Source organism: Pseudomonas schmalbachii (assembly GCF_017589465.1).
Taxonomy (GTDB): domain Bacteria; phylum Pseudomonadota; class Gammaproteobacteria; order Pseudomonadales; family Pseudomonadaceae; genus Pseudomonas; species Pseudomonas schmalbachii.
In genome coordinates, this window is record NZ_JAELYA010000030.1 from 1 (window position 1) to 308 (window position 308).

The 308-nt window shown below is 48.1% G+C and carries 1 tRNA gene; it reads right to left on the reverse strand.

What is annotated here, in order from left to right:
- Positions 1 to 192: 192 nt before the first annotated feature.
- Positions 193 to 268 (reverse strand) — tRNA-Ala (locus tag JFY56_RS24210).
- Between the last annotated feature and the right edge of the window lie 40 nt (positions 269 to 308).

Consider the following 308-nt stretch of genomic DNA (forward strand, 5'->3'; position numbering starts at 1 on the left):
ACATTCGCCGAAAATTCGCGCTTGAACTCGCAAATTTTACCTTGAGCTAATTAACCATCAGTGAAAATGGTCAATCAGTCACTTCTATCACATACCCAAATTGTTAAAGAACGGTTCTGGCACAAAGACCAGACATCAAGGTTCGTTTCAGTTCAACCTGAACCTTCATGTCTGAGCTTTCTCGACGATTAATGGTGGAGCCAAGGAGGATCGAACTCCTGACCTCCTGCGTGCAAAGCAGGCGCTCTCCCAGCTGAGCTATGGCCCCATCGGATCAGCAGCACACCACAACAATTGGTGGGTCTGGG